The sequence below is a fragment of the Streptomyces sp. NBC_01217 genome, from assembly GCF_035994185.1.
Taxonomy (GTDB): Bacteria; Actinomycetota; Actinomycetes; order Streptomycetales; family Streptomycetaceae; genus Streptomyces.
In genome coordinates this window covers 6,967,746-6,988,643 of sequence record NZ_CP108538.1, presented here as the reverse complement: position 1 = coordinate 6,988,643, position 20,898 = coordinate 6,967,746, and the positions used below count along the sequence as shown (strand labels likewise).

The 20,898-nt window shown below is 70.0% G+C and carries 19 protein-coding genes and 1 pseudogene; 2 read left to right on the top strand and 18 right to left on the bottom strand.

Features of this window, described 5'->3' with window-relative positions:
- Positions 1-48: 48 nt before the first annotated feature.
- From OG507_RS31200 to OG507_RS31120, 17 genes and pseudogenes are all read right to left on the bottom strand, one after another.
- Positions 49-1,281, bottom strand: a complete 1,233-nt coding sequence (locus OG507_RS31200; protein WP_327370445.1) for an arginine deiminase — start codon at positions 1,279-1,281, stop codon at positions 49-51.
- 93 nt (positions 1,282-1,374) lie between these two features.
- Positions 1,375-3,948, bottom strand: a complete 2,574-nt coding sequence (locus OG507_RS31195; protein WP_327370444.1) for a polynucleotide kinase-phosphatase — start codon at positions 3,946-3,948, stop codon at positions 1,375-1,377.
- Positions 3,945-5,576, bottom strand: coding sequence for a 3' terminal RNA ribose 2'-O-methyltransferase Hen1 (locus OG507_RS31190; RefSeq protein WP_327370443.1), 1,632 nt, complete (start codon positions 5,574-5,576; stop codon positions 3,945-3,947). The genes OG507_RS31195 and OG507_RS31190 overlap by 4 nt, the downstream gene beginning before the upstream one ends.
- 43 nt (positions 5,577-5,619) lie before the next feature.
- Complete coding sequence (mmuM, locus tag OG507_RS31185) at positions 5,620-6,654, bottom strand: homocysteine S-methyltransferase (protein ID WP_327370442.1); 1,035 nt, start codon at positions 6,652-6,654, stop codon at positions 5,620-5,622.
- Positions 6,655-6,741: 87 nt separating this feature from the next.
- Positions 6,742-7,665 (bottom strand): LLM class F420-dependent oxidoreductase, encoded by a 924-nt coding sequence (locus OG507_RS31180; RefSeq protein WP_327370441.1) that lies wholly within the window; start codon positions 7,663-7,665, stop codon positions 6,742-6,744.
- A gap of 93 nt (positions 7,666-7,758) precedes the next feature.
- Positions 7,759-8,295 (bottom strand): DUF6099 family protein, encoded by a 537-nt coding sequence (locus tag OG507_RS31175; RefSeq protein ID WP_327370440.1) that lies wholly within the window; start codon positions 8,293-8,295, stop codon positions 7,759-7,761.
- A gap of 126 nt (positions 8,296-8,421) precedes the next feature.
- Positions 8,422-8,790 carry a nucleotide pyrophosphohydrolase gene (locus OG507_RS31170; RefSeq protein ID WP_327370439.1) on the bottom strand — a complete coding sequence of 123 codons (369 nt, stop codon included), beginning with the start codon at positions 8,788-8,790 and terminating at the stop codon, positions 8,422-8,424.
- Positions 8,787-10,052 (bottom strand): ATP-binding protein, encoded by a 1,266-nt coding sequence (locus OG507_RS31165; RefSeq protein ID WP_327370438.1) that lies wholly within the window; start codon positions 10,050-10,052, stop codon positions 8,787-8,789. The genes OG507_RS31170 and OG507_RS31165 overlap by 4 nt, the downstream gene beginning before the upstream one ends.
- Positions 10,053-10,168: 116 nt before the next feature.
- Positions 10,169-10,567: a cell division protein SepF gene (locus OG507_RS31160; protein WP_327370437.1), complete on the bottom strand. Its 399-nt coding sequence runs from the start codon at positions 10,565-10,567 to the stop codon at positions 10,169-10,171.
- Between the two features lie 104 nt (positions 10,568-10,671).
- Positions 10,672-11,946, bottom strand: a complete 1,275-nt coding sequence (locus OG507_RS31155; protein WP_327370436.1) for a cytochrome P450 — start codon at positions 11,944-11,946, stop codon at positions 10,672-10,674.
- Positions 11,943-12,557: a GTP-binding protein gene (locus tag OG507_RS31150; RefSeq protein ID WP_114247180.1), complete on the bottom strand. Its 615-nt coding sequence runs from the start codon at positions 12,555-12,557 to the stop codon at positions 11,943-11,945. The genes OG507_RS31155 and OG507_RS31150 overlap by 4 nt, the downstream gene beginning before the upstream one ends.
- Positions 12,535-12,888 carry a DUF742 domain-containing protein gene (locus OG507_RS31145; RefSeq protein WP_327370435.1) on the bottom strand — a complete coding sequence of 118 codons (354 nt, stop codon included), beginning with the start codon at positions 12,886-12,888 and terminating at the stop codon, positions 12,535-12,537. The genes OG507_RS31150 and OG507_RS31145 overlap by 23 nt, the downstream gene beginning before the upstream one ends.
- Positions 12,885-13,310: a roadblock/LC7 domain-containing protein gene (locus OG507_RS31140; RefSeq protein ID WP_327370434.1), complete on the bottom strand. Its 426-nt coding sequence runs from the start codon at positions 13,308-13,310 to the stop codon at positions 12,885-12,887. Before OG507_RS31140 ends, OG507_RS31145 begins: the two co-directional genes overlap by 4 nt.
- Positions 13,307-14,677, bottom strand: coding sequence for an ATP-binding protein (locus OG507_RS31135; protein ID WP_327370433.1), 1,371 nt, complete (start codon positions 14,675-14,677; stop codon positions 13,307-13,309). Before OG507_RS31135 ends, OG507_RS31140 begins: the two co-directional genes overlap by 4 nt.
- Before the next feature lie 130 nt (positions 14,678-14,807).
- Positions 14,808-15,821 carry an MBL fold metallo-hydrolase gene (locus OG507_RS31130; protein ID WP_327370432.1) on the bottom strand — a complete coding sequence of 338 codons (1,014 nt, stop codon included), beginning with the start codon at positions 15,819-15,821 and terminating at the stop codon, positions 14,808-14,810.
- Positions 15,822-16,165: 344 nt separating this feature from the next.
- A pseudogene (locus OG507_RS31125) lies at positions 16,166-16,467 on the bottom strand (hypothetical protein); the annotation flags it as partial.
- Between the two features lie 265 nt (positions 16,468-16,732).
- Positions 16,733-17,533 (bottom strand): DeoR/GlpR family DNA-binding transcription regulator, encoded by an 801-nt coding sequence (locus OG507_RS31120; RefSeq protein WP_327370431.1) that lies wholly within the window; start codon positions 17,531-17,533, stop codon positions 16,733-16,735.
- Between the two features lie 183 nt (positions 17,534-17,716).
- Here OG507_RS31120 and OG507_RS31115 point away from each other — a divergent pair, with 183 nt between their 5' ends.
- Complete coding sequence (locus tag OG507_RS31115; protein ID WP_327370430.1) at positions 17,717-18,601, top strand: SIS domain-containing protein; 885 nt, start codon at positions 17,717-17,719, stop codon at positions 18,599-18,601.
- A 77-nt stretch (positions 18,602-18,678) separates the two neighbouring features.
- On the opposite strand, the gene OG507_RS31110 is transcribed toward OG507_RS31115, so the two are convergent.
- Entirely contained in the window at positions 18,679-19,236 is a 558-nt protein-coding gene (locus OG507_RS31110) for a MarR family winged helix-turn-helix transcriptional regulator (RefSeq protein ID WP_327370429.1), read from the bottom strand.
- Between the two features lie 62 nt (positions 19,237-19,298).
- Here OG507_RS31110 and OG507_RS31105 point away from each other — a divergent pair, with 62 nt between their 5' ends.
- Positions 19,299-20,777, top strand: coding sequence for an MFS transporter (locus OG507_RS31105; RefSeq protein ID WP_327370428.1), 1,479 nt, complete (start codon positions 19,299-19,301; stop codon positions 20,775-20,777).
- Positions 20,778-20,898: the final 121 nt, after the last annotated feature.

Here is a 20,898-nt window from a genome sequence, read left to right as displayed (position 1 = left end):
GCATTGCTATACGGGCATGATCTGCAGCCACTGATCTACGGGGTGTTGCTACACCGCATCGCGCACCACCGGGCAGCTCATGCAGCGGGGGCCTCCCCTGCCCCGGCCGAGCTCGCTGCCGCGGATCTCGATGACCTCGATGCCCTCCTTGCGCAGATAGGTGTTGGTGGTGGCGTTGCGCTCGTACGCGACGACGACGCCCGGCTCGACGGCCAGCACATTGCAACCGTCGTCCCACTGCTCGCGCTGGGCGGCGTGCACATCCTGGGTGGCCGTGAGAACCCGGATCGAGTCCAGGCCCAGGGCGTGCGCGATCGCTTCGTGCATGTGCTCGGGCGGATGGTCGGTGACCTTCAGGTCCCTCGGCCCGTCACCGGGCTCGATGGTGTACGAACGGAGCATGCCCAGGCCCGCGTACTTGGTGAAGGTGTCGCCGTCGATCATCGTCATGACCGTGTCGAGGTGCATGAACGCCCGGCGCTTGGGCATGTCGAGCGCCACGATCGTGTGCGCCGAGCCCGCGTCGAAGAGACCACGGGCCAGCATCTCCACGGCCTGCGGGGTGGTGCGCTCGCTCATCCCGATGAGGACTGCGCCATGGCCGATGACCAGCACATCGCCGCCCTCGATGGTCGAGGGGTAGTCGTCCTGCCCCTCCGACCAGTGGTGGAAGGCGCCCGCGTCGGGGCCGGTGAAGAGGGGGTGGTGTCGGTAGATCGCCTCGAAGTGGACGGTCTCGCGCTGCCGGGCGGGCCAGCGCATCGCGTTGATCGACACCCCGTCGTATATCCAGGCCGAGGTGTCCCGGGTGAAGAGATGGTTCGGCAGCGGGCCGAGGAGGAAGTCGTCCAGGTCCATGACATGGAAGCGGACGGAGGTCGGCTCCTTGTGCCGCTCCAGGAACTCCCGCTTGGTCATCCCGCCGACCAGCGCCTCGGCCAGCTCGGCGCTGGGCAGCTCCTCGAATGCGGCCCGCAGATGCTCGGTGGCGAGCGGGCCGTACTCCTTCTCCTCGAAGACCCGGTCCAGGACGAGCCGTCTGGCCACCGGGATGTCCAGCGACTCACAGAGGAGATCGCCGAAGAGGTGCACTTCCACTCCGCGGTCGCGCAGCACGTCCGCGAAACCGTCATGCTCCTGGCGGGCGCGGCGCACCCAGAGCACGTCGTCGAAGAGGAGCGCGTCCTTGTTGCCCGGGGTGAGCCGCTTCAGTTCCAGATCGGGGCGGTGCAGAATGACGCGGCGCAGCCGCCCGGCCTCGGAGTCGACATGGAATCCCATGTCTCCATCCTCACCGTGCGGAGCGCCGTTCACCCGGCGAATCGCCAGCGGGTTTTCCGTTGATCTCACCGCAGGACCCGCCGGCGCCACGCACTACAGCCGCGGGTCGACCGGCTCCGACTCCAGGGCCAGCACCGCGAACACCGCCTCGTGGACCCGCCACAGCGGCTCCCCGTCGGCCAGCCGGTCCAGCGCTTCGAGCCCCAGCGCGTACTCCCGGAGCGCCAACGACCTCTTGTGGCCCAGGAACCGGCCGCGCAGCCGCTCCAGATTCTCCGGGCGGGTGTACTCGGGGCCGTAGATGATCCGGAGGTACTCCCGGCCTCGCACCTTGATGCCCGGCTGGACCAGCCTGTCCTTTCCGTCCCGTACGAGGGCGGCCAGCGGCTTGACGACCATGCCTTCACCGCCGCGGCCGGTCATCTCCAGCCACCAGTCGATGCCGGAGCGCACCGATGCCTCGTCACCGGTGTCGACGACGATCCGGCGGGTGACCTGGAGCAGGCCCGTCGGGTCGTGCTCGACCAGCCGGTCGAGCCAGGCCAGCTGCTCGTCGTGCGGTACGGAGGCCAGCGAGCGGCCCTGTACGGCGAGGATCTGGAACGGCGCGAGCCGCACCCCGTCCAGGTCCTGGGTGCTCCAGCAGTAGCGGCGGTACGCCTCGGTGAACGCCGCCGCGTCCGCGGCCCGTCCCTGCTGACGGTCCGCGAGAGCGCCCACGTCCACTCCACGGGCCACCGCCGCAGCGAGGGCCGCGTTGGCCTCCGGGAGGACGGCCCCGGACGCGGCGCCGACCGCGGCGTACTGCGAGCGCAGCAGTCCGGCCGCCTTGAGGGACCACGGCATCAGCTCGGCGTCGAGCAGCACCCAGTCGGTGCCCCACTCCTCCCAGAGTCCGGCGGCGGTGACGGCGGTGCGCACCCTGGCGAGGATCACCTCGGTGAGTGCGACGTCGTCGAGGAACGGCCGTCCGGTGCGGGTGTACAGCGCCCCGGTCGGACCTCCCCCGGAGCCGGAGTCGTGGGAGGTGTCCCCGACGCCGAACCGCTCGCGGGCGGCGTTCGCGTCGCGGCAGACGAGGGCCACCGCTCGCGAGCCCATGTGCTTCTCCTCGCACACGACCTCGGTGACGCCGTCCGCCCGGTACTGCGCGAAGGCCTCGGCCGGGTGCTCCAGATAGCCGTCCTCGTGCGAGGTGGCGGTGGGCGCCATGGTCGGCGGGAGATAACCGAGCAGCCGTGGGTCGGCGGCGAACCGGCTCATGACTTCGAGCGCCGCCGCGGCGTTCTCCTCGCGGACCGCGATGCGGCCCATGTGCCGGGTCTCCACGATCCGGCGGCCGTGCACATCGGCGAGGTCCAGCGGCCGGCCCTCCCTGCCGCCCGGTGCCTCGGTGGTCAGCGGCTTGGCCGGCTCGTACCAGACCTTCTCGGCCGGTACGTCGACGAGCTCGCGCTCCGGCCAGCGCAGCGCGGTCATCTTCCCGCCGAAGACCGCACCGGTGTCCAGGCAGATGGTGTTGTTGACCCAGGAGGTGTTGGGCACCGGGGTGTGGCCGTAGACCACGGTGGCACGACCGCGGTACTCCTCCGCCCACGGATAGCGCACCGGCAGGCCGAACTCGTCGGTCTCGCCGGTGGTGTCCCCGTACAGCGCGTGCGAGCGGACCCGCCCCGAGGTGCGCCCGTGGTACTTCTCGGGCAGTCCGGCGTGGCAGACGACGAGCTTGCCCCCGTCGAGCACGTAGTGGCTGACGAGTCCGTCGATGAACTCCCGCACCTGCTCGCGGAAGGCCGGGTCCTTCTCGTCCTCGCGGTCCAACTGCTCGATGGTCTCGGCGAGTCCATGGGTGTGCTGGACCTGGCGTCCCTTGAGGTAACGGCCGAGCTTGTTCTCGTGGTTGCCCGGCACACACAGGGCATTGCCGGCCGACACCATGGACATGACGCGGCGCAGTACCCCGGGGCTGTCGGGGCCTCGGTCCACGAGGTCGCCGACGAAGACCGCCGTACGACCTTCGGGGTGCGCTCCGTCGACATAGCCGAGCTTGCCGAGCAGGGACTCCAGCTCGGAACTGCAGCCGTGGATGTCGCCGATGATGTCGAAGGGGCCCGTGAGGTGGCGCAGGTCGTTGTAGCGGCGCTCCAGCACCACTTCGGCGTGCTCCGCCTCCTCCTCGGTGCGCAGGATGTGCACCTTGCGGAAGCCCTCGCGCTCCAGGCCGCGCAGCGAGCGGCGCAGCTCGCGGCGGTGGCGCTGGATGACGTGGCGCGGCATGTCGGCGCGGTCGGGGCGGGCCGCGTTGCGCTTGATGCAGACCTCTTCCGGCAGGTCGAGGACGATCGCGATGGGCAGCACGTCGTGGCTGCGGGCCAGCTGGACGAGCTGCCTGCGGCTGTCGGGCTGGACGTTGGTCGCGTCCACGACCGTCAGCCGCCCGGCGGCGAGCCGCTTGCCCACGATGGTGTGCAGGACGTCGAAGGCGTCACGGCTGGCGCTCTGGTCGTTCTCGTCGTCGGCGACCAGGCCGCGGCAGAAGTCCGAGGAGACGATCTCGGTGGGCTTGAAGTGTCTGCGGGCGAAGGTGGACTTGCCGCAACCGCTGGCTCCGATGAGGACCACGAGGGAGAGGTCGGTCACCGGCAATGTGCGCGACGTACTGGTCATGCGACTCTCGCCTCCTTCTCGGTCCGGGTCCCGGTCTGGGTCCCAGTCTGGGTCCCTGTCTGGGTCCCTGTCTGGGTCCCTGTCTGGGTCCCAGTCTGGGTCCCTGTCTGGGTCCCTGTCTGGGTCTCTGTTTCGGTCTGGGTCCGGAGCCGGGTCCGGCTCGTGGTCCGGCTCCCGGTCTCATCGGCTGCGGTCATCGTGAACACCGCCATCTGGGTGGGCGGCCCCACCTCGGGGTCGTCGAGGCCCACGGGGACGAAGTCGACCCCGTATCCATGCCGCCGCGCCACCTCCTGCGCCCAGTCGCGGAACTCGGCCCTGGTCCACTCGAACCGGTGGTCGCCGTGGCGCACATGCCCGGCCGGAAGGGTCTCCCAGCGGACGTTGTACTCCACGTTCGGCGTCGTCACGAGGACGGTCCGCGGACGGGCCGAACCGAATACGGCGTACTCAAGCGCGGGCAGCCTCGGCAGGTCGAGGTGCTCGATGACCTCGCTGAGCACAGCCGCGTCATATCCCTTGAGCCGCTTGTCGGTGTAGGTGAGCGAGCCCTGCTGCAGCGTGACCCGTGCGGCCTGCCGCTCCCCCATCCGGTCCAGCTTCAGCCGCCGCGAAGCGATGGTGAGGGCCCGTATGGAGACATCGACGCCGACGATCTCCGTGAAGCCCACATCCTTGAGCAGTGCCTGCACCAACTGGCCCTGGCCGCAGCCCAGGTCGAGGACCCGGCTCGCCCCGGCGGCGCGCAGCGCGTCGAGGATCGCGGTGCGCCGCTGCTCGGCGAGCGGCACCGGCTTCTCCTCGGTGTCGGTCGTCTCGTCCACCGCGTTGTCGATGCTGTCGACGTCGAGGTCGTCCGACTCTGCGAGCCGCACCAGTTCGAGCCGCTGCATCGCCTGCCGGGTCAGCCCCCAGCGCCGGGACAGATAGCGGCTGGTGATCAGCTTCTGCTCGGGGTGAGTGGCCAGCCAGCCCTCGCCGGCCCGCAACAGCTTGTCCACCTCGTCCGGTGCGACCCAGTAGTGCTTGGCGTCGTCGAGCACCGGCAGCAGGACATACAACTGCCGCAACGCGTCCGCCAGCCGCAACTCGCCTTCCAGCACCAGACGTACATACCGCGAGTCCCCCCACTCCGGGAACTGCTTGTCCAGAGGTACGGCCACAACATCCACGCTCGTCCAGCCGAGCGGCCCGAAGAGCTTGCGCACCAGTTCCGCGCCACCGCGCGCCGGCAGTGCGGGCACCTCGATCCGCAGCGGGAGCGGCGCCTGCGCACGTTCGGGCAGGGCCCGGCACACCCCGCTCAGCGCGGTCTTGAAAACCGTGCTCATCGCGACGGAGAGCAGCGAGGACGCCGCGTACGGGCGGTCGTTGACGTACTGCGCGAGCGCCGCGTCGGGAGCACCGCCCCGGCCCTTGCCCGTGCCGCGCCGCACCAGCGCCACGGGATCCACCTCCAGCAGGAGCGCCGCTGTGCAGCGCTCGGCGGATGCCTCGGGATAGAAGACATGCGCGGTGCCATGCGAGGTGGAGAACGTCTGCGCCTTCTCGGGATGCTTGTGCAGCAGGAAGCCGAGATCGGTAGCGGGACGTTCCGGATTGCCTGTCGTGCTGATTGTCAGGAACACACGTCCGAGTATGGTCCGCTTCACTTGCCCCCACCAGGCATTTTCATGTGTCCACGGCACTGCTGCCCCTCCTTTCGCCTGCCTTCCTTTCGCCTCCTTTTCCTTCGCCTCCCTTTCCTTCGTCTCCCTTTCCTTCGTCTGCCGCCGTTGCGCGGAGCTGCCCGGCAAGCTTCGCGATGGTGTCCGGGCCGACCCGGCAGCAGCCGCCGACCAGCCGGGCGCCCGCGTCCTGCCAGGCCCGTACCTTCCCCGGATCGAACGTGGATTCGCCGACCCATGCCCGGCCGCCTGCATCCCACCGCTCACCGCTGTTCGGATAGACGACGACCGGCTTCCCGGCCACCTCCGCCGCCACCCTCACCGCCCGGTCCGCATCCGCCGGATCACAGCAGTTGACCCCGACGGCCAGCACACGCTCGTCCCCCGAGGCAAGGGCAAAGGCCGCCTCCAGCGGCTGCCCCGCCCTGGTCCGGTCCCCCACCACGCTGTACGAGAGCCAGACGGGCAGCCCGCATCCCTCGACCGCCCGCAGCAGCGCCTCGGCCTCGTCGATGTCCGGCACTGTCTCCAGCGCCAGCGCATCGGGCTCTGCGGCGGCCAGCGCCTGGACCCGGGGCCGGTGGAACCGCTCAAGCTCCCGGACGGAGAGCCCGTACCGGCCCCGGTACTCACTGCCGTCTGCCAGCATCGCCCCGTACGGGCCGACCGATGCGGCGACCCAGACCTCCCGCCCCGCCTCCACCGCACCGGCCGCCCGCCGCGCCAGCCGCACACTGCGGGCGAACAGCTCCGCAGCTCGGGCCCGTCCGATCCCCCGCCGCTCGAACCCCTCGAAGGTCGCCTGATAACTGGCCGTGATGAGCACCTGTGCACCCGCCCGCACATAGGCCATGTGCGCAGCCTCGATCTGTCCCGGCCCGTCGGCCAGCAGCCGGGCCGACCACAAGGCGTCGGACAGATCGCAGCCCTGCGCCTCCAACTGATTGGAGAGGCCGCCGTCGAGCAGGACCGTGCCCTCCGCGAGGGCGCGATCGAGCGCACGGGCGGGCGGACCGCCGACTGACCGGACGGGTTGCACAGGTGACTCCCTGCTGGGCCGGTGACTGCCCGGCCCGGGTGAGCGGCGGACGGTTCCCGGCTCAGGTGAGCCGGAGCCGTTCCCGGCTCAGGTGAGCTGGGACTGGACCTGGGAGGAGATCAGCTCCAGGTGCTCCAGGTCGTCCAGATCCAGGACCTGGAGGTAGATCCGGGACGACCCGATCGCGCCGTACCTGCCGATCTTGTCGACCACCTCGGCGGGCGAGCCCGCGAGCCCGTTCGCCTTCAGCTCCGCCACCTCACGGCCGATGACGGAGGCGCGCCGCGCCACCTCGGCGTCGTTCCTGCCGACGCAGACCACCAGGGCGTTGGAGTACACCATGTCTTCCGGTCCGCGGCCGGCCGCCTTTGCCGCCTCCCTGACCCGGCCGAACTGCTTCTCACTGTCCTCCAGCGATGCGAAGGGGATGTTGAACTCGTCCGCGTACTGAGCGGCAAGTCGTGGTGTACGCGTCGCACCGTGACCGCCGATCAGAACCGGCACCTTGGCCTGCGCCGGCTTGGGCAGCGCGGGCGAGTCGGTCAGCTGGTAGTAGGTGCCGTCGAAGCTGAACGTCTTGCCGATCTCGGTCGCCCACAGTCCGGTGACGATCTCCAGCTGCTCCTCCAGCCTGCCGAACTTCTCCTTGGGGAACGGAATGCCGTAGGCCTTGTGCTCCTCCTCGAACCAGCCCGCGCCGAGGCCGAGCTCGACGCGTCCGCCGGACATCTGGTCGACCTGCGCGACCTGGATGGCGAGCACACCGGGGAGCCGGAAGGTCCCGGCGGTCATCAGCGTGCCGAGCCTGATCCGCTTGGTCTCGCGCGCCAACCCGGCCAGGGTGATCCACGCGTCGGTCGGGCCGGGCAGTCCGTCCCCCGGGCCCATGCGGAGGTAGTGGTCGGAGCGGTAGAAGGCGTCGAAGCCGAGATCCTCGGCAGCCTTGGCGACGGTGAGGAGGGTGTCGTAGCTCGCCCCTTGCTGGGGCTCGGTGAAGATTCGAAGATCCATGCATCCATCCTGCACCTCCGAACGCCGGTCATTCCTCTCCCCCTCCTTCCCGTGCGATCCGTGCGGTGCGTGCAGTGCGTGCGGCACGTGTGGTCACGGCTGGCCCGCCGCCGAGCCAGCCGGTCCGCGGACCGCTCCGTACGGGCCGTCCCGCTCCCGGCCGCGCTCCAGATCCTGCTGCCGCTCCCGGTCCTGCTCGTCGAGGCGGCGGAGCATTCCGTGCACCCGGTCCATGGACTCGTCGGCCGCGTCGATCGCCTCCATGCACTGCCAGTACAGCCCCTGCTCGTCGGTCTCACAGGCCACCCCGACCAGGGCCATCCCCACCTCCCCGAGCAGTGTGCCCAGCCCCGTCAGCGTCGCCCTCGGTTCTGCGAGTTCGGACAGCTGCGCGGCGCGCGCCACTCCGGCCCTCGCCGCCGGGTGATCCAGCGCCCCGCCGCTCCTGCCGCCGATCTCGCTGAGCCCGCGCGCCTCCCCCCGTAGTTCCTTGGGCCCGTCCACCGCCAGGCGGCTGCCGATCGCCTGAGCAAGTGCCTGGGCCTGCCATGCCTCGGCGATGATGTCCGGCGTGCCTCGGCTCTGTGCCAGAGCACGTCGGCTGACTCCCACAAGCCGCTCCGCTTCCATGCGTTACCCCCGCGTCCGTACGAAAAGCCGCTCAACTCATCCATTACCCACAGTGAAGGTGTCGGTACCGAAAAGCCAGAGGAATTCGGAAATCTGTGGACACGAAGTCGACTGTGGATAAGTCGATCACTCCGCAGAGTGACGATCTGGGGGTTCGGAGGTGTCCGGACGGTCCGGCACCGGAAATCGGGTCTCGTTCCGGTCGATCTTCTGCGACAGCGCGGCCAGCGCATCGATCCCCAACACCTCGCAGAACTGCAGCAGATAGGCGAGAACATCCGCGACCTCGTCCGCCACCCGGTGCGCCGTCTCGGGCGTCTCCATCACCCGCGCCGACTGTTCAGGCGTCAGCCACTGGAAGATCTCGACCAGTTCGGACGCCTCGACGCTCAGCGCCGCCGCCAGGTTCTTCGGGGTGTGGTACTGCTCCCAGTCCCGTGCGGCCGCAAACGCGGCGAGCCGTTGCTGAAGGGCCCGTACATCAAGTTCTGTCACGGCTCCAGGTCTACCACCGTCACCCCGGGCATCTTCCCGGCCCGCACCGCGCGCGGCTCCGTGACCGTCCCCACCAGCCTGAGGTGCCCGGCCGCCCCGATCGACACCGCCAGCTCCAGCAGTTCGCGCAACTGCCGTCCGTCCAGGTCCCGGTCGAGTCCGTCGGCCAGCACGGTGAGGGTCTGCATGGCCGACGGCACCTCGCCCGCCGCGTCCACCGCCAGCACCCCGGGGCCGGTGAGCAGCACCAGGGCGAGCGAGAGATACCTCAGCTCACCGTCGCCGAGCCGGCCGACCGGCGTGACATGCCCGGCGCCGCGCCCGACCGTCGCGCGCAGCAGCCCGTCCGCGAGCCGCTCGACACCGAGTGCGGTCACCGGCCCCGAGCATCCGGCGTGGGCGGCCGCGACCAGCCGGGCGTGGCGCACCGCGCACTGTGTGTGCGTGCGCTCCAGCACCGCCGCGAGGTTGTCGCACTCCCTGCGCAGCCGCCCGTCGCCCGGCGGCACCGCGGCACGCATCCGCGTCGGCTGCGGTTCACAGGCGAAGACCGACCTCAGGGCCACGACCATCTGCTCGGCCGCGGCGAGGACCTGTAACTGCCCCTCGGTCCTGCCCGCCACCCGAAGCGGCAGCAGGGCCGTTCCGAGGCGGTCGTCCGGCAGCGGCGCTCGCGTCACCGGGACCGTGCCCGCGGTGTGCCAGGCAGCCTGGACCGTGGAGCGCCCCGGGTCGCGCAACGCGGTGGTGAGCAGGGTCTCGCCACCACCGGTGAGCCGTTCGCCGACAATACGGAGGGTGGGCTCCGCCTGAACGGCCACGTCGAGCCGTACCGGTCCTGCCGGACCCTCCGTCGTGCAGCCGATCCGGAATCCGCGGCGGCCCTGCGCATCGGCCGCGGCGCCTTCCGGAACGCAGCCCGCCGGGTCCAAGAAGACCTCGTCGAGCGGGTCTCCGCTGCCCAGCCGCGCCAACGCCTCGTACGCCCGCAGCGCATTCGACTTGCCGCTGCCGCCGGGCCCGGCGAAGAGCGTGACCGGGCCGATGGGGAAGTGGGCACCGCGGTGCGAGGCGAAGGCGGACAACCGCAGTTCGGTGATGACAGGTCCGGCGGAGCGGACTGGACCGCCGGAACGCCGTGCGGCTTCAGCAGTGGCAGGAGCCTCACCAGACACAGACGTACCGGTATCAGCAGAAGCCTCGCCGAGCACGAACGTACCGGCGGGCGATGGCGGGGTGGTCCCCGGGCGGAGTGCACTCATGGGCGGACCGTACGCAGAGCGCAAAGCGGTGAACCGTTCCGCCTGAACGACCTTCCTACGATCGGGGGACGTCCGCCTCCGAGCCCACCGGCCGTCACCCGCCCGGACAGGCCCTGCTACGAACCGGGTACGCCCGCCGCCACGACCCCCTCGACCTCCATGCCGACCGGTGACAGCAGGAAGACATTCCGGTCGACCCGGTGCATTCCGCTGCCGAGCCCGAAGACGACCCCGCTGGTGAAGTCCAGGATGCGCTTGGCCACATCCGTCTCCGCGCTGGTCAGATCGAGCAGCACCGGGATCTGGGCGACCAGATACTCCGCCACCTCCCGCGCGTCCGCGAAGACCTGGACCCGCAGCACGACGAGGCGCCGCTGTTCGGCTTCCGCACGCTCGTCGGGGACCGTACGGTGATCGACCCTGGACGGCCATTCGTTGCGGCTGCGCAGGGGTACGACCTGGGCAAGCCCTTCCCACTGCTCGTCCGTGACGTCGTACCTGTCGTACCTGCTCACCGGACCACCCCGTCTGTGCTTCGGTCGGCGTTGCGCCCGCTGCGCTCGCTGTTCATCGGGCAATTCTCTCGCCCCTCACCCGTTCGGCGTACCACCGACACGGTTCACGGGGTGATCGACACCGCTGACAGCCCGTCCGACGCGCCTTCGGCGGCTTCCCACCGGTCCGTCCCCGCACTCATGTCGACGGGGGTGAAACGGACCGGAAGTCGCACCAGAGCGCGGTGGAACGGTCCCGGCCGCCACTTCAGCCCGCTGACCGGGACGTCCAGTTCTGCGTCGCACAGCTGGCTGGTGAGCTGCTCGATCGCGGTCATGGCGATGAGCAGCGCCGGCTGCTTCGCCGGGCACCGGTGCGGCCCCGCCGACCAGGCCAGATGGGCACTGGATCCGGAGCGGACCCCGGGGTCCGAAGGACCGGGCGCGGACTGGGTGTTGGCCGCACCGTAGGAGACCAGGAGCAGCTGCCCGGCGCGCAGCCGTACGCCGTGGAACTCCGTGTCGCGACGCGGGTAGTGAGCGGCGAAATTGGCCAGCGGCGGGTCCTGCCAGAGAACTTCGTTGATCGCCTCGTGTGCCGTCATCGCGCCCCCGTGCAGCGAGCGCGCGTAGCGCGCGTCGGTGAGCATGTGCAGCAGCGCGTTGCCGATCAGGTTGGTCGTCGGATCGTGGCCCGCGCTCATGATCAGGGTGATCTGACGCACAGTCTCGTCGTCGTCGAGACCGGCCGGATGAGCGAGGAGGTGCGAGGTGAGGTCGCGGCGCGGCCGGGCGCGCCGGTCGGCGACCAGATCGGTGACGACCTCTACGAGGTCGGCGTACGCGGTGGCGGCGTCCTCGGCGGAGTTGAACATGCCGGCGATGCCGTTGACGATGCGTTCGCTGCCGCCGAGCGGTACGCCGAACCAGGTGACGAAGACGTGCACCGGGAGCCGTCGGGCGTACTGCGCGATCAGGTCGCCGCTTCCGGTGGCGGCGAATTCGCCGATGAGCCGCTGGGCGACCCGGGCGACCTCGGCCCGCAGGATGTGCGGCTCGATCAGGGCGAGGCTGTCGTTGATGGCGTCGCGGTAGCGGGCGTGCACATCGCCGTCGCTGAAGAGCGCGGTGGGCCGGTAGCCGAGCATGGGCAGGACCGGCGAGTCGTCGGGGACGGTGGCCTGCCAGGCGCGCGGGTCCTTGGTGAAGGTGTGGGTGTCGCGCAGCAGGTCGACGGCAGCCTGGTAGTCGGTGACCAGGAGGGCGTCGATGCCGGGGGCGAGCCGGACGGGGGCGAGGGGGCCGTGTTCGCGCAGGCGCCGGTAGTGACTCTGCGGGTCGGCGGCGAAGTCGGGGCCGTACAGCGCGAGGGGCTGCGGCGGCTGTACGGGCGGTGTCATGACGGGTCCTCGGGCCGGGGCATTCGGGTCAGTACGTGCTCGGCGAGCGCGATCAGTGCGTCGATGCTGCCGCGGCGTTCACGGGCGTCGCACTGCACCAGCGGGGTCTCGGGGGCGAGGTCGAGGTGTTTGCGCAGGACCTCGTCGGTGTGGGCGGGGGCGTCGGGGAAGCGGTTGACAGCGACGGCGTACGGCAGGCCCTGTTCCTCGACCATGTCCATGACCGCGAAGGAGTCGGCGAGTCTGCGGGTGTCGACGAGGACGAGTGCGCCGAGCGCGCCGCGCGCGATGTCCTCCCACAGCGGGAGGAACCGCTGCTGGCCCGGGGTGCCGAACATGTAGAGCACCAGGTCGTCAAGGACGGTGAGCCGGCCGAAGTCGATGGCGACGGTGGTCGTCGTCTTGTCCGGCAGTCCCGCGGTGTCGTCGAGCCGGGTGCTGGACTGGGTCATCGCCTCTTCGGTGTGGAGCGTGGCGATCTCCGACAGCGTACGGATCAGGGTGGTCTTGCCCACGCCGAAGGGACCCGTGACGACGAGCTTCATCAGGGTCCGGGCGGCAGGCGGCAGATAGCCGATGCCGGTCCGGTCAGTGGAGGGAGCGGAGTCCAACGAGCAGCCTCTCGACGAGCGACCGGTCGATCTCCCCGGCGCTGGGGACGGGCGGTCGGGTGTGCAGATGTCCGGCGGCCGCGAGGTCCGTGGCCAGGAAGACGGTGGCGCTGACCGGCAGGTCCAGGTGGGCCGCGGATTCGACGACGGTGAGCGCGCCCGGTTCGAGCAGCTCGCACAGCCTGCGCTGTTCCGAGCCGGTGTCGGGGGGCAGGTCCGTGCCGGTGCGTATGAGTACGGCGAGCCGGTCGAGCACGGGACCGGCGGGCCGGGTCCGGCCGCCGGTGACCAGATATGCGGGGATCAGACGGCGTCCTGGGCCGGAGGTCATGGCCGGGCGGCGGTGTCCGGTTGGCGGGCCGGTGCGTTCATGGCCCGCGTCAGGGCGGTGACCTGCACCTGCATCTGGTAGGCGATGTCGCCGAGTTTGGCTCCGGGTTCCGCGAACAGGGCGAGGGTGGTGTTGTTCCCGGCCGGTACGACGACGGCGAATCCCTGGTCGGACTCGACGACCGTCTGGGCCAGACGCGGCGCCTCGACGTCGGTGAACGCCGTGGTGAAAGCGCGGGCCGCGGCGTGCAGCGTGGCGGTCATGGCGGCGACCCGCTCGCCGGACGCCCGGTCCAGGCCGGGCGATGCGCCCTCGACGAGGCCGTCGCCGGTGGCGACCACGGCGTGCTGGACTCCGGGCAGCTCCAGCAGGGGGGTCAGCACCCATGCGAGGTCACCGGTGGTGGGATTGGGGGCGCTCACTTCTCGTCGTCTCCTTGTTCGTCCTGGTCGTCCGCACGGTCGTGGGCGTCCGCTGTCGGTGCGGATGACCGCCCGGCGACGCTCCTGCCATTGAGGGTGCCTTGCTGGAGTGCCGCCCAGGAAGCCTCGGCCTGCTCAGGTGTACGGGACAACTGTTCCCGGTCCTGGGTGACGACGGCGGAAGCGGACCGGGCCGGGGTCGGGCGTGGCGACCGTCGGCGCCGGCTGGGCAGCTCGGCGGGGTGCCCGCCGGACGGCTGCGGTGCGGCTACGGTCTCCGGCTCGGCGGGGGCGGAAGCGGAGGGAGAGGCGTGCGCCTGCATCGGCTTCGGGGCGAGGGCGGAGAGGTTGCGGTCGTCCTTCAGCACCGTGAGCAGTTGGGCGGGGACGCGCAGGATCGTGCGCATGCCACCGAACGGCGACGGCTCGATGTGGCAGTTGAAGCCGTACTGCACGACAAGTCGGCCGACGACCGCGAAGCCGGTCTGCGGCGGGTCGCCCAGCTCGGTCAGCAGCACTTCGGAGGGGCCCGCCAGCAGGGCGCGGGCCCGGTCGAGCGCGTCGTCGTCCATGCCGATGCCCGCGTCGTCGACGACCAGGAACGCGCCACGGCCGCCGCTCTGCTGGACGGTCACCTGTACATCGGTGTCGGGGTGCGAGTAGGCGGTGGCGTTGGCCAGGAGTTCGGCGAGCGCGATCGCGAGCGGTTCGGCGGCGCGGGCGACGAGCGCGAGCCGTTCGTCGCGCAGATGGTTGGCGACCTTGATCCGTTCGTAGCCGGCGACCCGGGACTGGGCTCCGAGCACGATCTCGACGAGCGGTGAGTTCTGGCGGGCCAGGCCCGGCCAGGCGTCGCAGAGCACGGCGGTGGACTGGGTGCGGCGCAGGGCCAGTTCGTTACGGAAGTCCAGCTGCAGGATCCGTGGGTCGTCGTACTCGTGCTGGAGCTCGTGCAGCAGCTGCTGGGACTGATTGAGCAGGGACTGGATCTTGGCGGAGGTGCCGCGCATCGCCGCACGGGCGGCCGCGTCGACTCGGCCGCGTTCCTCGACGACCGCCGCGCGGGCGGCCTGCACGGCCTCGGTGAGCAGCCGGGCGGATTCGCCGTCGATCCCGGCCGCCTCCCGCAGTCCGGGGACCGGGGCGGTGGGGTGGGAGAGGGCGAGCGCGGCGGCGGGTATCCGTTTGTGGGCCAGTTGCCGGATCTCGTCGGTGAGGGCGGCGGTACGGGCCTCGGCCGCCTTCAACTGCCGCTCGGCCAGCTCGGCGCGGGCCAGGGCAAGGTGCTCGGAGCGCCCCGCGTTCTGTGCGCGGACAGCCGCCGCCACGGCAGCAACGACGGCGATCACCGCCACGATCCATCCCATGCCGTCACCGCATTTCTTTAGTCGGATGCACTTCTTTAGTCGGAATCTTTGGTCGGATCGGTCTTCCGGCTGAAGCGGCAGCACAAGTTCCGCCTGCTTCTGCGCGCAGAAGCTCCGCCTACTCCTCCGCTTACTCCTCCACGTGCTTCTCCGCCGGACCTGCCGGCTCGTGTGCCGGCTCCACTTCCTGAGCGACCTCGGCGACATCGGTCATCACCTGGAGCACTCCGGGCAGTTCGGAGCCGTCGAGCTGCCGGTACTCGCTGCCGATGGTCACCACCAGCCGCTCGGGGAGGCCGAGCTCCGGATAGCGCCCCTCGGCGATGACCCGGCGGGCGGCCTCAAGGGATGGGATCCCGGCCGTGTGGAAGGCGTGGGCACGCTCGCGTACGTACTCCAGATACCCGATGTGATCGCGCACCCCGGCCTGGTCGAGGACCGGTCCGTGCCCCGGGACGATGGTCTCGGCGCCGGTGGCCAGCACCCGTTCGCAGGCCGCGATCACATTGCTCAGGGGACCGGCCCAGTGAACCGGGTGGTCGCCGGGCCGGTCAGGGGTGGAGGAGAAGATGACGTCCCCGCTGAACACGGCGCTCTGCGCCGGCAGATGGACCATCAGGTCGCCGGTGGTGTGCGCCGACGGCAGGGCCGTGATCTGGACCGGATACTCCCCCAGGGTCAGTTCGAGCTCCCCCGTGAAGTACGTGGTCGGCTGCACCGGCTCGGTATGCGACCAGTCGAAGGGGCCGAAATGACGTCCGAGGTAGGCCCCGAGCGCAGTCGCCCGGTCGCCGGTGGAGACGAGCGCGTGCTGCTGCTGGGGAGTGGGCTCGTAATGGATGTGCTCGCGGGCCTCACGGGTCGCGATGATCTCCGCGTCCGGCAGTACGCCCGCGCCCCAGAAGTGGTCACCGTTCGCATGGGTGACGACGACCCGGTCGATGGAGGCACCGTCGGGCAGCCGTTTCGAGGACTCGGCCAGGAATTGGCCGGCCAGCACGACGTCGTACGGGGTGTCGATCCAGAGCGCGCCACGGGCCGAGACGAGGAGGCCGCAGTTCGCCAGCCCCCAGCCCCGTTTCGGCGGGAGCCATGCATACAGGTCCCGCCCCAGGTCAACGACGTCTCCACTCGTGATCGACATGGACGCGATTATGCCGACCGCGATCCGGCCATGCGTTCGAACTCAGCCACCCTATGGTTCCGTTGGCGCAAAATCGACGCTCGCGCTCTTGGGTGGTGGCGGCTCGGTGACCCTGCGAGACCGGGCCCCTGCGCCCCCATACGGCATCTTCAGGATGATCGCCCCCAATTCACCCGACGGTGTCACGCATCGCGGCGGATACCGATCGAGCGGCCACCAAACCGGAAGGGGCCGACTACCCACTGAGCATGGCTGAAAACAGCTGTACCAAAGCCTCCGGTGACGGTGTCGGACAACGCTGTCACCGGAGGGCCGCCGACACGGCTCACGCCGGATCCGCGTGCCCCGCCGCCGTGCGAGCCGTCGGCCTCCGGTAACCGGTAGGTGATGTCGGCCTCGGCGCGGTAACTGCTGGGACCGGTGTTCCGGGCAATCGGCGGCCAGTCGAATTCGCGCAGCCGGTTCGCGAGGCGCAGGGTGTCCGACTCGCGGCGCGGCAGGTCGCCGTAGACAAGGTGGCGGTGTCGCCGAGCGCGTTGACGCGGCGGGTGTAGCCGTCGGCCAGCCAGTGCGGGACATCGATGCCGTAGGCAGCCTTCTGGAGCAGCAGGCCGGTGGTGCGGGTCCGGTCGGCAGGCCAGTCCCTTCTGACCGCCCGTACGGGTGGCGCCGGTCAGGACCGCATACTGGCACAGTCAGGGCCTCGCACTCGGCGCGGGGACAGTCACATGGTCCACAAGGCGCACCCAGATGACGGGAGTTGCTCATTAGACAGGCATAATGAGCAAGGTTTGACATAGATAAGATTCCTGCGTGCGCCTAGCGAACATCGCCCGCGGGCACCCGCGCGCGAAGCGGCGGGTGCCCGGTGTTCGGGCAGCAATGCCGGACTGCGGCATCGGACGGCAGCCTCAGACGGCGATGACGGTGACGCCGGCCTCCGTGAAGCGGGCGGTCGCCTCCGGTGTGATCCCCTTGTCGGTGACCAGGAAGTCGATCTGTCCGAGATCGCAGACCCGGGCGAAGGCCCGCTTTCCGATCTTCGAGGAATCGGCCGCCACGACCACCCGTTGGGCCTGCTCGGCAAGCAGTCGGTTGATGCTCGCCTCACCCTCGTGATGTACGTACGCTCCGCGCTCGATGTCGATCGCGTTGACGCCCAGCACGGCGACGTCCAGCGTGATCTCGCCCAGTACCCCGCTGGCCAGCGGGCCCGTCAGCTCGTACGACTGCGGCCTGGCCACTCCGCCGGTCACCACGATCTTGATCTGCGGCCGGATGACCAGCTCGTTGGCGATGTTGAGGGCGTTGGTGACCACGGTCAGGGTCGGCTGACCGCCCATACCCGCCGCAGTGTCGCCGACGACGTCGGGGCGCACCGCCAGCGATCGGGCCACCTCGGTCAGTGTCGTGCCGCCGGTCAGCCCCACCACTTCGCCGACCGCCACCAGTTCGGAGACGGCGCGGCCGATGGCCTGCTTCTCCGGGGCGTGCCGGCCGGTCTTGTAGCGCAGAGCCAGTTCGTAACTGACGCCGTGCGCGACCGCACCCCCGCGGGTACGCGTGAGCAGCTGCTGCTCCGCGAGCTGGTCCAGGTCGCGACGGATGGTCGCGGCCGAGACGTCCAGCGTCGCGGCGGCGTTCTCGACCTCCACCCGGCCGTTCTTACCTACAAGCTCCAGCAGCGCGTTCCACCGGGCATCCCTGGACAAGAGAACTCTCCTTATGAACCCGGGCTTCGGACACCCATCCCCTTGGGTACGGTCACCGGACACGCGCAAGGGTCGCACAAGGCTCCGTCCAGTCAAGTTCCTGCAAGAAGAATGCTTGATAATGCTCGTACTGCCCATATAACGTGCGTAAACGAGCATCCACTACGAGTACGGAGTGCAACCGTGTCATTTGTCGAGATCGAGACAGCGAGTCAGCCGGAGTGCTGGCGCCGCGCTGCCGAGCTGGCCCGGACCCAGACGGCCGCTCTGCCCGCGACCGGTGAGCGCATCGCGGTCGTCGGCTGCGGCACCTCCTTCTACATGGCTCAGGCATACGCCGCGCTCCGCGAGGGGTCGGGGCAGGGCGAGTCCGACGCCTTCGCCGCTTCGGAGTTCCCCTTCGGCCGCAGTTACGACCGGGTCGTCGCCCTCACTCGCTCGGGGACCACGACAGAGGTGCTCGAACTGCTCAACCGGCTCCGTGGCGTCACCCGCACCGTGGCCATCACCGCCGACCCGGACACCCCGGTCATGACGTCCGCCGACGAGGTCGTCGTGCTCGACTTCGCCGACGAGCAGTCCGTCGTGCAGACCCGGTTCGCCACGACCCTGCTCACACTGCTCCGCGCCCACCTCGGTCTGCACACCGATGACGTGGTCCGTGACGCGCAGACCGCACTGGCCGAGCCGCTGCCCGAAGGCCTCCTGGACTGCACCCAGTTCACCTTCCTGGGCCGTGGCTGGACGGCGGGCCTCGCCAACGAGGCCGCGCTCAAGATGAAGGAGGCGTCGCTGTCCTGGACGGAGGCGTACCCCGCGATGGAGTACCGCCACGGTCCCATCAGCATCGCCACCACCGGCACCGCGACCTGGATGTTCGGCACCGCTCCCGAGGGCCTTGCGGAGCAGGTGCTCGCGACCGGCGCCCGCTGGGTGGAGAGCGGCCTGGACCCGCTGGCCGATCTGGTACGCGTGCAGCGCCTGGCGATCGCCCGCGCCGCCGCCCGCGGTCTGGACCCGGACAGCCCGCGCCACCTGACCCGCTCCGTGGTGCTCGCGAAGGCCTGACCGAAACCCCTCACGAAGCCCCTCACGATCCCCTTCACCCGGGCGTTCGCGAGGGGCTTCTCGCCATGCCCGCGGCCTCAGGCGTGCGACGCGGCGCCTGCTCGGTCGTCGGAGACCAGCACTCTACGCAACAGCGCGGCCAGCACAGCCCGTTCGGCCGTGGACAGGTCGGCGAGAAATGTCTCCTGCGAGCGCTCGGCGACTTCCTGAAGTATCCGCTGGAGCCGCTCCCCCTCCGGCGTGAGCGCGACGACCTGCCTGCGACGGTCGGCCGGGTCGCGGTCGCGGCGCACCAGGCCTCGCTTCTCGACGGCATCGAGATAGCCGACGAGATGACTGCGGTTCAGACCGAGCCGGTCGGCCAGTTCGTGCTGGGGCAGCGGGCCGAAGTCGGCGAGCGCGGTGAGCGCGGCAAAGTGCGGAAGCCGCAGGCCGTGTTCTGCGATACCGGAGACCAGCGCGTCGTGACCGATCCGCGCGACATGGCTCACCAGATAGGTGGGGAGGGCGAGCAGGCTCGGCGGGCGCAATGCCTCGCCGTCGGCGGGCTCGCCGGACACGTCGGGCCCGCTGGATCCGTCAGGACCGTTGGAGCCGCCGGGGCCGTTGGAGCCACATTTCTCGGCTTCGTTCATGGAGCCAGCATAGCGATTTTTTCACCCTGGACGTAATGATGTCGATGTGTAACGATTCCCTCATGACATTAAATCCGGCGAGGCCGCGCTCCTCCGCGGCACCCTTCGCGGCTCTGCTGATCGCAGTGCTGTCCTTCTCTCTCATGCAGACGATGGTCGTGCCGGCGCTGCCCGACCTCCAGCAGGAGTTCCGCACCTCCACGACGACCACCTCGTGGGTGCTGAGCGCCTTCTTGCCGACCGCTTCCGTGGCCACCGCGCTGCTCGGCCGGGTCGGCGACATGTTCGGCAGACGCAGAGTTCTGATTGCCAGCCTGGTGGTGTTCGCCATCGGGACGCTGCTCGCCGCCCTGTCCACCTCGATGGGCATGCTGATCGCGTCCCGTGCGGTGCAGGGCGTGGGCTCCGCCGCCTTCCCGCTCGCCTTCGGCATCGTGCGGGACCAGTTCCCGCGTGAGCGGGTGCCGGTCGCGATCGGGATGATCAGCTCCACCTTCGGGATCGGATTCGGTGTCGGACTCGTAATCCCCGGCCCGATCATCGACACGCTCAGCTGGCACTGGGTGTTCTGGCTCGGGCTGGTCGTGATCCTGGTGGGCATCGCCGCCGTGGCGGTGTTCATCGAGGAGTCACCCTCACGCTCCCCCGGCCGGATCGACTGGCCGGGCGTGATCCTGCTCACCGATGGCATCGTCGCGCTGCTGCTGACCATCAGCCAGGGAAAGTCCTGGGGTTGGGGCTCGGCAGGCGTGATCGGACTGTTCACGGCGGCGGTGGTTCTTCTCGGCGTCTTCGTCGTCATGGAAGGCCGTGTCCGTGAACCACTGATCGACATGGAGCTGTTGCGCCGCCCTGCGGTCGCCACCTCGCATGTCGCGGCCCTGATCATCGGCTTCGGTATGTACGGCGCGTTCACCCTGGTTCCGTTGCTGGCCCAGACGCCCTCGAAGGCGGGGTACGGATTCGACGCGTCCGTCACCGAGTCGGGCCTGTTCATGGTCCCCATGGCGGTGACGATGCTGATCGCCAGCCCGGTGGCGGGGCGGCTCGGTGCGGCCCTCGGCTGGAAGCTGCCGCTCGTGCTGGCGTGCCTGATCGGCCTGGCGGGCTTTGTCGTCTACGCCGTGGCACATGACACGGAATGGACGATGTACGTCGGGTCCGCAGTCCTGGGGATCGGTGTCGGCTTTGCTTTCGCCGCGCTCGCCAACCTTGTGGTGAGTGCTGTCGACCCTCGGCAGATGGGAGAGGCAACCGGTATCAACACGATCATGCGGACCATCGGCGGTTCGCTCGGAGCCCAGATAGCGGCCACCGTCGTGGCGTCCCACGTGATCACCGGCACCCGGGTTCCCGCGGAGTCCGGCTACACGACGGCGTTCACCATGTCCGCGATCGCGCTGGGTGTGGCCGCCGTGGCCGCGCTCGCCGGCCCCGGCACTCTGCGCAGGTCCACATCGCCGGCCCCCGCAGTCGTACCCGCAGTCGAACTCCGTGGGCCGAGCACCGGCCGGGCGCGAGGCGACTCGACCACCGGCTGAGCCGAGGAGCATCTCCCATGACGGACTACGGACATGACCTGCTCTTCGGAGCCATCCTGACGCCTTCGGCCGCCCGGCCGCACGAGGTCGTCGAGCTGGCGGTCGCAGCCGAGCGGGGCGG